Source organism: Anaerostipes sp. CAG:276, assembly GCF_000432215.1.
In the GTDB taxonomy this organism is placed as follows: Bacteria; Bacillota; Clostridia; order Lachnospirales; family Lachnospiraceae; genus Anaerostipes; species Anaerostipes caccae.
This window is the reverse complement of the sequence record NZ_FR889188.1, coordinates 61,156-72,626: the sequence shown is the minus strand read 5'-3', so window position 1 is coordinate 72,626 and position 11,471 is coordinate 61,156. Positions and strand designations below refer to the sequence as shown.

The following is an 11,471-nucleotide window of genomic DNA, read 5'->3' as shown; positions in this document are numbered from 1 at the left end:
AAGATAGGCGTGAGGTGATCTATGAAACGGATAAAATTAGAAGTGGCATATGACGGGACAAATTACTGCGGCTGGCAGATACAGCCAAAGGATACGACCATAGAAGGGGTTCTCAATGAGAAGCTTGGCAGTCTTCTGGGAGAAGAGATTACGGTGATCGGCGCCAGCCGCACCGACTCCGGGGTGCATGCCCTCGGGAATGTGGCAGTGTTTGACACGGAGACGGAGATTCCGGGTGAAAGGATCGCCAGGGCTCTGAACCAGAGGCTGCCGGATGATATTGTTATACAGTCTTCCAGTGAAGTAAAAGACGATTTCCATCCCAGATATCAGGATACGAGGAAAACTTACGAGTATACGATTTACAATGCAGAATTTGATAACCCGGTCACGGCAAGGCACCATCACTTCGTGTATGTGCCGCTGGATGTGGAGCGTATGCGTACAGCTGCCCGCTGCTTTTTAGGTGAGCATGACTTTTTAAGCTTTTCTACCACAGGGAGTCCTACAAAGACCACGGTGCGCACGATCTATGAGTGCGAAGTGAGGCAGAACGGCCGGTATATTACCATGAGAGTCACGGGAAACGGATTTTTATATAACATGGTGCGGATGATGGCAGGAACTCTGATCTCCATCGGAAGGGGCAGGAGGGATCCGGAGTGGGTCAGGGAACTTTTCCTGCATCCGAAGAGAGGAAAGGCAGGTCCAAATGCTCCGGCAAAAGGACTGACACTCATCAACATACATTACATGGGTGAAGAAAAGGAAGCGGATTAGATGAAGATTATGGGACTGCAAAAGTCAACACTCCTGGATTATCCGGGAAAAGTCGCCTGCACGGTATTTACCGGCGGGTGTAATTTTTTTTGCCCGTTCTGCCACAATGCTGAGCTGATCTCTCCGCGGAAGGAGGAGCCGGGGCTTTTAGAAAAAGATTTGCTGGCCTTTTTAAGGAAGCGGAGAGGAATCCTGGACGGAGTCTGTATTTCCGGAGGAGAACCGCTGCTTCACACCGGACTTTCAGGGCTTATCAGAGAGATGAAGGAACTCGGCTATCTGGTGAAGCTGGATACCAACGGAAGCTTTCCGGAAAGGCTCAAAAGGCTGGTCGGAGAGGGCCTTTTGGACTATGTGGCCATGGACATAAAAAATTCCAAAAAGAAATATGCTGCCACGGCGGGAGTGGAAGCATTTCAGATAGAACCGGTGGAGGAGAGCGTCAGATTCCTCATGGAAGGAAATGTACCGTTTGAGTTTCGTACCACGGTGGTGAGGGAACTTCACAGCGGGGAGGATATCGAAGAGATCGGAGAGTGGATTTCCGGAGATGAACCATATTTCCTTCAGAGTTTTGAACCCTCTGATCATGTACCGGATTTGAGACTCAGTGCCTATGGGAAGGAAGAAATGGAGACACTGGCGGATATTTTGAGAGAAAAAGTGCCGAATGTAGAATTAAGGGGATTATAACAATATATTGTGCCTGTATAGATAAAAACATACAATATGTTGACTTTGTTTTATATGGTGCTATAATTTTAAGTGTTGAACATATAGAAAGAATGGGGTGTGTGAGTCATGTATTATGTAATAAAGAGAGACGGAACCAAGGCAGAATTTGATATCCAGAAGATATCCACTGCCATCACAAGGGCATTTGAAGCCAAAGAAAAACAGTATCATCCGAGTGTGATCGATCTGCTGGCGCTTAAAGTCACATCAGATTTTGAGCCGAAAGTAAAAAATGATGTGATCGCGGTTGAAGACATTCAGGACAGCGTGGAGTCTGTGCTGATCCAGGCAGGCTATGCCGATGTGGCAAAAGGATATATTTTATACAGAAAACAGAGAGAAAAGATCCGGAATATGAAGTCTACAATTCTGGATTATAAAGAGCTGGTGGACAGTTATGTGAAAGCCAGTGACTGGAGGGTAAAAGAAAACTCTACCGTGACATATTCCGTCGGGGGACTGATTTTAAGCAACAGCGGGGCCATCACGGCGAATTATTGGCTTTCCGAGATCTATGATGATGAGATTGCCGATGCCCACAGGAATGCGGACATTCATATCCACGACCTTTCTATGCTGACCGGTTACTGCGCGGGCTGGTCTTTAAAGCAGCTGATCCAGGAGGGGCTGGGAGGCGTGCGAGGTAAGATTACCTCCGCACCGGCGAAGCATTTGTCCACACTGTGCAATCAGATGGTCAATTTCCTTGGCATCATGCAGAATGAGTGGGCCGGAGCCCAGGCATTCTCCTCTTTTGATACATATCTTGCACCGTTTGTAAAGGCAGACAATCTGTCCTACTATGAAGTGAAAAAATGTGTGCAGTCCTTTATTTTCGGTGTTAATATTCCGAGCCGATGGGGCACCCAGGCTCCTTTTTCTAATATTACTTTGGACTGGACCGTGCCGGATGATCTGGCGGAGCTCCCTGCGATCGTTGGCGGCAAAGAGATGGACTTCCGGTATAAAGACTGCAAAAAAGAGATGGACATGGTGAACAAGGCCTTTATCGAAGTCATGATCGAAGGGGATGCCGAAGGACGGGGCTTCCAGTATCCGATCCCTACCTATTCTATTACAAAAGACTTTGACTGGTCTGACACGGAAAATAACCGGCTTCTGTTTGAAATGACCGCCAAATACGGAACTCCGTATTTTTCTAATTATATTAACAGTGAAATGCAGCCGAGTGATGTGCGCAGTATGTGCTGTCGTCTGCGCCTGGATTTAAGAGAACTGCGTAAAAAAGCAGGGGGATTTTTCGGCAGCGGAGAGAGCACCGGATCTGTAGGAGTGGTTACGATCAATCTGCCTAAGATTGCTTACCTTTCTAAAGATGAAAAAGATTTCTATCACAGGCTGGATCATTTGATGGATGTGTCAGCACGATCCTTAAAGATAAAAAGAACGATCATCACGAAATTGTTCGATGAGGGACTGTATCCTTATACGAAACGTTATTTGGATTCTTTTAACAATCACTTTTCTACCATCGGGCTGATCGGAATGAATGAAGCGGGCCTCAATGCCGGCTGGATCAAGGCGGATCTGACCGAAGAAAAGGCACAGGAATTTGCTAAGGAAGTATTGAATCATATGAGAAACCGCCTGTCAGATTACCAGGAAGAATACGGTGACCTTTATAATCTTGAGGCGACTCCGGCCGAATCTACGACATACCGCTTGGCAAAGCATGACGTGGCAGAGTTCCCGGACATCATCACGGCTTCTGAGGATGGAGGAACACCATTCTACACAAACAGTTCTCATCTGCCTGTGGGATATACGGACGATGTTTTCGATGCGCTGGATATTCAGGATGAATTACAGACATTATATACATCAGGGACCGTTTTCCACACATTCCTCGGAGAGAAACTTCCGGATTGGAAAGCGGCCGCGGCTCTGGTGAAAAAGATCGCAGAAAATTACCGCCTTCCATATTATACGATTTCACCGACCTATTCTGTATGCAGCAATCACGGTTATATAAACGGGGAGGTTTATGAATGTCCGGACTGCGGGGAGAAGACAGAAGTGTACAGCAGGATTACGGGCTACTACCGGCCGGTCCAGAACTGGAACGATGGAAAACAGCAGGAATATAAAGAAAGGAAACTGTACGATCCCAAAAATTCTGTTCTGAAAGCATCCAAGACTCCGAAAAAAGACATAAGCTTTGCCTCAGAGGCGGAAAAGAAGATGGAAGAAGCCCAGAAAATGCTTCTGTTTACAACCAAAACTTGTCCGAACTGTAAGATGGCCGGAGAGGTCCTTAAAAGTTCCCGGATTCCATTTGAAATCGTGGATGCCGAGGAACATCAGGAATTGGTGCAGGAATACGGTATTATGCAGGCTCCGTCTCTGGTCGTACTGCGTGGGGACGAATTCGAGACGCACTGTAATGTTTCCAATATTAAGAAGTATGCAGAACAAAATCATTGCGGCTGATCACAGGGTATGTCCAATTTTGTTTCATAATTTTTGGAGAAAATTTATTGACACACCCCGGTCAGTGTTATATAATATGAAAATGTGACATAAAAGAAAATGCTTACCCCAATGCCCCGGAGGGAGTATTTTATATAGAAGACACATTGATTGAGAAATTTAGGAGGAAGAACCATGAAGAGCTTTATGGCAAGCCCATCAACAATTGAAAGAGAATGGTATGTAGTTGACGCCACAGGACATACATTAGGACGTTTAGCATCAGAGATCGCAAAAGTTTTAAGAGGAAAGAATAAGCCGACTTATACTCCTCACATCGACACAGGCGATAACGTGATCGTTGTGAATGCAGATAAAATCCAGGTAACTGGAAAGAAATTAGACCAGAAGATCTACTACAATCACTCTGATTATGTAGGCGGAATGAAAGAGACGACTTTAAAAGAAAAAATGGCGAAAAAGCCTGAAGATGTTATTTATCTTGCAGTAAAAGGTATGCTTCCAAAAGGTCCTTTGGGAAGAGCAATGATTAAGAAACTTCACGTATATGCAGGCGCAGAGCACAACAATCAGGCTCAGCAGCCAAAAGCATTAGAGATCAAGTATTAAGAAGGAGGACGATTAAGTGGCTACAGCAAAATATTACGGAACTGGTAGAAGAAAAAGCAGTATCGCTAGAGTATATTTAGTACCAGGAACAGGAAAAATCACAATCAATAAAAGAGATATCGACGAATATTTAGGATTAGAGACATTAAAAGTAGTCGTACGCCAGCCATTGGTTGCTACTGACACTCTCGGAAAATACGATGTTTTAGTTAATGTTATCGGCGGTGGTTTTACAGGACAGGCAGGAGCAATCCGCCACGGTATTTCCAGAGCTTTATTACAGGTTGACGGAGACTTCCGTCCGGTATTAAAGAAAGCAGGATACTTAACCAGAGATCCACGTATGAAGGAAAGAAAGAAACCGGGACTTCGTTCTGCACGTCGTGCACCACAGTTCTCAAAACGATAATAAAAAATTATATAAGAGAATTAATCAACCCCATGAAAACAGCAAGTTTTCGTGGGGTTTCTGTTTTGTTGAAAAATATAAAGTTTTACTAAAATATACAATTTTGAAATTGTAATAATTAAAATGATGTGATAAAATTTGGTTATGGAACAACCGTGTTACAGGGTGGTTTGACCTTCATTCTACATAGAATGGAGGTGGTGCCAATGAAGAACAAATTCAGTTTTATTGACTTGATGCAGTTCGGATTATTTTTGATTGCACTACTGACCTTCATATATTTGATTAGTCATTAGTTACGCATAGAAAAACCACCCTTGAAACTTTGGCAGGTGTCAGGGTGGAATTTTCTAATTCTTTCACAGGTCAATCCCCCTTGCGGGCGGTTGTTCCTTTTTCTACTTAAAATATACCACTAATTTGAAAGTTTGTAAAGAATTCATTGCTGATGAAGATGAAATACAGGATCACGATTGATCATATTAATCATGTTAGAAATATCTTCACAAGCCATCTGAAATTTCGACTTTTCAATCAGTATGTTTTTTCCTGTCATAATATAGGAGGGCATTAGCCGTATATTTTTATAGTATATTTCGCTGTGGCGCAGTTTGTATGTTGAAACAGCAGGAATCACATTTCTTTTCGTTGTTCTTTTAGCGATCATATTCACTGCTTTTTTTGCCACATCCCCCATAAGCACGACTACCTGGACGTTAGGAAATAAGGCGAGCTCCTTCTCAAGAAAAGGCAGGCTTTCTTCGATCATGCTTCTTTCAACGGAAGTGTGAGATTTTGGTTTCTTTACTGCATTTGTAATATAGATACCCAAATCCAGCAGCTCTTCTGCGGTATTCACTGTTATTCCTGCATTTTGGAAAAGACGGATAACAGCAGAAAGGTATTCTCCATCCTGTTTTCCATAGAAATCGTTCTCAGGATCATTGGGGACGACTTCATTAATAAGTACAGCTTTGATATTCTCCGGGATAACATCGACGTCATTGAAATAAAAATTACTGCCCGAAGCATCTATGCTTTGTAAACTTTTTTTTATATTCATGATTCTGCTCCTTTGTGATGGCTGAGGGCTTTTTCGCAGCGCTCTATGATTTCTTTTATTAAGCTTATCGGGTGTACAATTTCAACTTTTTCTCCGAAAGATAACAGCATTTCATACAGCCATTCGTTCCGGGGAAGTGATGCTTTTACAATAAACTGTTGATCGTTTTGTATGATCGCCTCTTCACTGAAAATATCTAAAACCCTATGCCCCATGTCCAATGGAAACCGAAGTTCTATTTCACATAATACTTCCATGTCCTCAGGCAGCGGCCAAATGTTTAAATTATCATGAGGAATTTCATCAAACATAACTTCTGTGAGCTTCAGACTCCTCATCCTTGAGACACGGAATAATCTGTAATCATTTCTTTTGCAGCAGAATCCAAACAAATACCACGATCTGTCTTTATATAATAATTTTATCGGACGGCACCGCCTTTCACTGACCTCTCCCCTGGAATTATAATAACAAAATACAATTTCCTGCCTTTTTAAAACAGAAATTTTCAGCAGAGAAAAGATTTCATGTTCTTTTTGAACGCAGGCTCCCCAGCGGGAAAAATCAATTTCAATCCAGTCTGTATTTGTCTTCTTAAAAAGAGCACCTAGTTTTTCTAATGTACCTTCATGATCGGAATATTGGGCAGCGGATAAGCTCTGAAGACCGATAAAGATATCCTGAATATCAGACTCAGACAGCAAAGCTTTGCTGATGATAAAATCATCATACAGTTTAATACCGCCGTCCCTTCCCGCGGCGGCATACACTGGAATACCTGCACTGCTCATTACATCAATATCGCGGTAAATGGTTCTCACAGATACTTCAAATTTTGAGGCCAGTTCAGGTGCAGTTGCCTGTCCTTTTTCCAACAGATAGTAAAGGATTTTGAATAAGCGGCTTTCATGCAATCGTTTCACCTCCTTGTCTCTCTATTATATCAGACAAACCCTGACAACGTGTGTCAGGATACAGAATAAACAAAATGGGGCGATAATTGTAAGTGTAAAATTATGATAAATTTTCCTTTTCAAATCCGTGAAAATATATTGACTATTTTTGATAAGATGTTATAATGAGGGCATAGATAGGATTGTAACTCTTCGAGGCATTACCTTTAGTGTATTAGGTGTGCTGAGAAGAGTTTTTTATTTTATAGGAAAGTTCTGCGGTCTTTCCTAATAAAATAAAAACGCTCTGCGGGTTGTACACAGATGCGCAGGGAAATCATTTGCCTTCGGCAAATCGTATATGGCACGCAAAGTTATCAAGCCCTCAAAGATTGAGGGTTGGGAGTTGAGGTGTGGGCTTGCCCACTTTGTTCTTTGTGGAAAGGGGAAATATGTTTAACTTTTTTAATAAGAATAAAAATTCAGATGGTGTTATGATGTCACCAGTCAATGGATTGTGTATAGATTTATCAGAAGTTCCGGATAAAGTGTTTTCAGAGAGAATGATAGGGGACGGTGTGGCATTCATTTATGAGGATGATATGATATGTTCTCCATGTAACGGGACAGTAGTTATGGTTGCGGATACCTCTCATGCAATTGGCATAAAAAGCGGAGAGATTGAAATAATTATACACATTGGATTAGATACTGTGGAGCTTAATGGGGAAGGCATTAAAGTATTCGTTAAGACGGATCAAAAGGTAAAAGTAGGAACACCATTAGTTAGAATTGACAGGAATTTTATGAAAGAGAAGTCAGTGAATTTAACTACGCCGATGATTATAACAAATACTGGGGATTTTAAATTAGAGTTTAAAAATACAGGGAAAGAAGTAGAGCGCAGTAAGTCAGAAGTGATAAAGTATACCAAGAGTGAATAGATAAACATTAAAATTATTTATTTTAAGAAGAAGGGGGGGATTTCTTTGTGAGGATTACTAAAAAAATTAATAACAACGTTGCATTAGGGGTAGATCCTAAGGGAAAAGAAGTAGTAATTTTCGGGAAAGGAATTGGATTCCACGAAATTCCTTATGAATTAAACGACTTGTCTTTGATTAGTAAAACTTTTTATGATATTGATCCAGGCTATTTGGAATTATTATCTGAAATTCCTGAAGATATTTTTAATGTTTCATCTAAAATTGTTGATTATGCAAGAAGTAAAGTCGGTTGTGAACTAAATCCAAGTCTGGCATTTATGCTAGCCGACCATATTAATTTTGGTGTTATAAGATTAAAGAAATCCATAGATATTACCAATCCATTAACCAATGATATAAAATATTTATATAAAACAGAAATGGAGATTGGATATAAAGCTCTGGATATGATAGAGGAGGATTTACAGATTCGCTTTCCGAAAGGGGAGGCAGCAAGCATTGCACTGCATATTATCAATGCAGAAGGAATGCAAAACGATATGAATAATACAATAAAAGTTACGAAGATTCTTAAAGAGATAACTAAAATCGTGGAAGAAAGCTTTGATTTTAAAATTGATCAGGATAGTATTGACTATTCCAGATTTGTGATTCACTTAAAGTATTTTGTACAGCGTGTGAAAGAACCAAAAGAGAAAGTTTCAGATTCTACAAAATTGCTTCTTAAATCTATAAAAGCTCAATTTCCGGATACGTATGGATGTTTTAAGAAAATAGACAGCTATTTAAAAAAAACATTAAAGTTGAAATACAGCGAAGAGGATCAATTATATTTATTGGTTCATATCAATAGGATTTTAAATAACTAAAGAACGCATGTCACGTATTACCCTAAAATTTATATATTTTTCCGCATTGGATTGTAACTCTGCCTTGAGGCATTACCAATGATAAATATTAGTATATTTATCATTTGCTGCCTTGAGGCTTTTTTATTTAATTGATGTCAATTATAAGGGGGGATAAAGATGTAAACAATAAAAATAATTTATGTATACAAGTTTCATTCAAAAATGGAGGTGAACATGATGTCAGCAAGTAAATTAAGTAAGAACATTATTTCTAATGTAGGTGGTGTGGAAAATATCAATTCATTAACGCACTGTGTAACAAGATTAAGGTTTGTTCTTAAAGAGAAAGAAAAAGTAGATAAAGATACCATTGATAACCTGGACGGAGTAACAAGTTCATTATATTCCGGGGGTCAGTATCAAGTTATTATTGGACAAGATGTGGCAGATGTATTTGAAGATATTATTAGTAATTATGAATTGAATGGTACTAAAAAAGGCGCTGCTGATACAAATCAGGGGGAAGATAAAAAGAGTATTTTGGGGCGTTTAGATCAATTGTTCAGCATATTAGCATCAATCTTTACGCCATTAATTCCTGCGATGCAGGGTATGGGATTTTTGAAAATAATTTTGGTCTTAGCAAAATTTATGGGTGCGTCACCGGAAAGCACTACTTATCAGTTGGTCAATACATTATCAGATTCTTTTTTCTATTTCCTTCCGTTTCTTGTGGCGTGGTCCGCAGCGGAAAGATTTAAGGCTAATAAGGCACTGGCTTTGATGTTAACCGGATTGCTGCTGCATCCAGGTTTTATGGAATTATTCAAGGCAAATGAACAGGTTTCATTTTTGGGGATTAATGTCCCGAATATAAATTATACCGGAAGTATACTGCCGCCAATTCTGACAATACTTTTGTTATCATATGTTCAAAAATTATTAAATAAATTACTGCCAAAACTTTTTAAGACAGTATTTTCATCTGTGATCGCTTTGATTATTACAATGCCGATTGCAATCTTAATTATTGGACCGATTGGGAATTGGGGCGGTGCTGTATTAGTAAATTTATTCAATAGTTTATATCAGTTTAGTCCATTGCTGTCTGGTGCAGTAATCGGAGGACTGTGGCAAGTAATCATAATTGTTGGTATGCACTGGCTGGTGCTGACATTGATTCAGTTCCCAAATATAGATAGTTTGGGAGTGGACAGAGTTACAGTTGCGTTTGCTCCTAGTATAATGTGTCAAATTGCAGCAGGACTTGCCGTTACATTAAAAGTTAAAAATAAAGCGGTTCGGCAGAATGCGTTATCTTTAACAGTAACAAGTTTACTCTCCGGCGGAGTAATTGAACCGGTAATGTATGGGGTAAATATAAAATATAGAAAGCCTTTCTACTTTGTATTAGTAGGAGGCGCAGTAGGCGGAGCTATTACAGGAGCATGTGGAGCAGGGATTACCGCTCCGGTTATGTTTGGTATATATACGTTGCCGGCTTTCTTTGGCAAAGGATTTACAGGGTTGATGATAGGAACATTAGTTGGTTGTTCCGTGACATTTTTATTAACCTATTTCTTCGGAGTTGACAAGGCAATCGAAGAAAAACAAAAGAAAGAATTAGAAGCTTACACAGCAGAAATTGTATAAGAAGGAGATAGATTTTATGGAAAAACAATATTTATATAACAAGATTAAAGGGACTTTAGTAGCTGCGGGAATGGGAGATGCAATGGGGGCGCCTTCAGAGGCTTGGAGCAGAGATGAAATTATTAAAAACTATGGGGGACCAATTACTGATTTTATGGATCCAAGTTTAAATCTTTATGTGAAAGATAACCTGATGGGAGAAGTTACAGATGATACATCTCAGATGTATGAAATGGCATTGGCAGTCATTAAATCTAAAGGAAATTTTACGGTAAATGATGCAGCAAATGCTTTGATAGAATGGTCGGAAAAATATCCGAAGTATTATCCAAGAAATGCAGGACCAACAACAAGGTATTTGATAGAAGACTTAAAATCAGGTAAAGATCCTGTTGAATTGGGGAAAACGGGCGGAACATATGACCGTGGTACTTCCAATGGTGCAGCGATGAGAATTGCTCCGGCAGGATTGCTGTTTCCTGGAAATTTGGAAAAAACCATAGAAGTTGCAATTACCATGACTAAGCCGTCCCATGGAACACAGCATGGATATTCGGGCGCATGTGCAATTGCATGTGGTATCTCAAATGCTTTAATGGAAGATTCTGATTTATATTCTATTGTGAAAGCTTGTCTTTACGGAGCGAAACGTGGAGAAGAAATTGGAAGGGAAGAAGCCAGAATTGCTCCGGGATTTGCAGTTTATGAAAAAGTTGTTAAAAGTATAGAAATTGCTTTAACCTCAGATCACATGGACGAAGCGATGGAAAGATTGGAAAGAAGCGTTGGAAATGACGGATCTATTCAAAGTTCTGCTGCATGTGCCATTGGTCTTTTCTTAGCAAGTTCCGGAGATGTATTGAAAACAATCATCGGCGGAGCAAATATTGGCGGAGATACCGATACGATTGCATGTATTGCGGGAATGTTAGCCGGCGCATATACAGGATTTGAAGGGATAGACAGTGATAAATTTGAAGTGTTTAAAAAGGCTAATACAGGATTTGATTTTGATAAAGTATCTGAAGAACTGACAGATTTAGCTCATAATAATTATTTGAATGCCAAGTAATTCTTTAA

Annotated in this window: 11 protein-coding genes; 9 read left to right on the top strand and 2 right to left on the bottom strand. The window is 40.1% G+C overall.

The genetic code is table 11. From position 1 onward, the window contains the following. Window positions 1-21 precede the first annotated feature (21 nt). The 5 genes from truA to rpsI all read left to right on the top strand — a co-directional run bounded on the left by truA (window position 22) and on the right by rpsI (window position 4,984). Window positions 22-780 carry a tRNA pseudouridine(38-40) synthase TruA gene (gene truA, locus QVP35_RS08010; protein ID WP_009289936.1) on the top strand — a complete coding sequence of 253 codons (759 nt, stop codon included), beginning with the start codon at window positions 22-24 and terminating at the stop codon, window positions 778-780. Beyond that, on the top strand, window positions 781-1,473 hold the full coding sequence (locus QVP35_RS08005) for an anaerobic ribonucleoside-triphosphate reductase activating protein (protein WP_006568521.1): 693 nt from the start codon (window positions 781-783) through the stop codon (window positions 1,471-1,473). It begins immediately after the preceding gene. A gap of 108 nt (window positions 1,474-1,581) precedes the next feature. Beyond that, window positions 1,582-3,966 carry a ribonucleoside triphosphate reductase gene (locus QVP35_RS08000; RefSeq protein WP_009289933.1) on the top strand — a complete coding sequence of 795 codons (2,385 nt, stop codon included), beginning with the start codon at window positions 1,582-1,584 and terminating at the stop codon, window positions 3,964-3,966. A gap of 174 nt (window positions 3,967-4,140) precedes the next feature. Further along, entirely contained in the window at window positions 4,141-4,575 is a 435-nt protein-coding gene (gene rplM / locus QVP35_RS07995) for a 50S ribosomal protein L13 (protein ID WP_006568523.1), read from the top strand. Window positions 4,576-4,591: 16 nt separating this feature from the next. Further along, window positions 4,592-4,984: a 30S ribosomal protein S9 gene (gene rpsI, locus QVP35_RS07990; protein WP_006568524.1), complete on the top strand. Its 393-nt coding sequence runs from the start codon at window positions 4,592-4,594 to the stop codon at window positions 4,982-4,984. A gap of 439 nt (window positions 4,985-5,423) precedes the next feature. Here the strand turns inward: rpsI and QVP35_RS07985 are convergent, their stop codons facing one another. Both QVP35_RS07985 and QVP35_RS07980 read right to left on the bottom strand, forming a co-directional pair. Continuing rightward, window positions 5,424-6,047 carry a uracil-DNA glycosylase family protein gene (locus QVP35_RS07985; RefSeq protein ID WP_009289932.1) on the bottom strand — a complete coding sequence of 208 codons (624 nt, stop codon included), beginning with the start codon at window positions 6,045-6,047 and terminating at the stop codon, window positions 5,424-5,426. Continuing rightward, entirely contained in the window at window positions 6,044-6,970 is a 927-nt protein-coding gene (locus QVP35_RS07980; protein WP_187115088.1) for a helix-turn-helix transcriptional regulator, read from the bottom strand. The genes QVP35_RS07985 and QVP35_RS07980 overlap by 4 nt, the downstream gene beginning before the upstream one ends. A gap of 383 nt (window positions 6,971-7,353) precedes the next feature. Here QVP35_RS07980 and QVP35_RS07975 point away from each other — a divergent pair, with 383 nt between their 5' ends. The 4 genes from QVP35_RS07975 (at window position 7,354) to QVP35_RS07960 (ending at window position 11,463) form a co-directional block, all read left to right on the top strand. Beyond that, a complete protein-coding gene (locus QVP35_RS07975; RefSeq protein ID WP_022260996.1) occupies window positions 7,354-7,884 on the top strand; it encodes a PTS sugar transporter subunit IIA in 531 nt (176 codons plus the stop codon). Window positions 7,885-7,931: 47 nt separating this feature from the next. Continuing rightward, window positions 7,932-8,756, top strand: a complete 825-nt coding sequence (locus QVP35_RS07970) for a PRD domain-containing protein (protein ID WP_009289930.1) — start codon at window positions 7,932-7,934, stop codon at window positions 8,754-8,756. A 216-nt stretch (window positions 8,757-8,972) separates the two neighbouring features. Beyond that, entirely contained in the window at window positions 8,973-10,391 is a 1,419-nt protein-coding gene (locus tag QVP35_RS07965) for a PTS transporter subunit EIIC (RefSeq protein WP_225103766.1), read from the top strand. A gap of 16 nt (window positions 10,392-10,407) precedes the next feature. After that, the gene (locus QVP35_RS07960) at window positions 10,408-11,463 is read left to right on the top strand and encodes an ADP-ribosylglycohydrolase family protein (protein ID WP_009289928.1); all 1,056 of its coding nucleotides are present in this window, start codon (window positions 10,408-10,410) and stop codon (window positions 11,461-11,463) included. The last annotated feature ends 8 nt before the right edge of the window (window positions 11,464-11,471 follow it).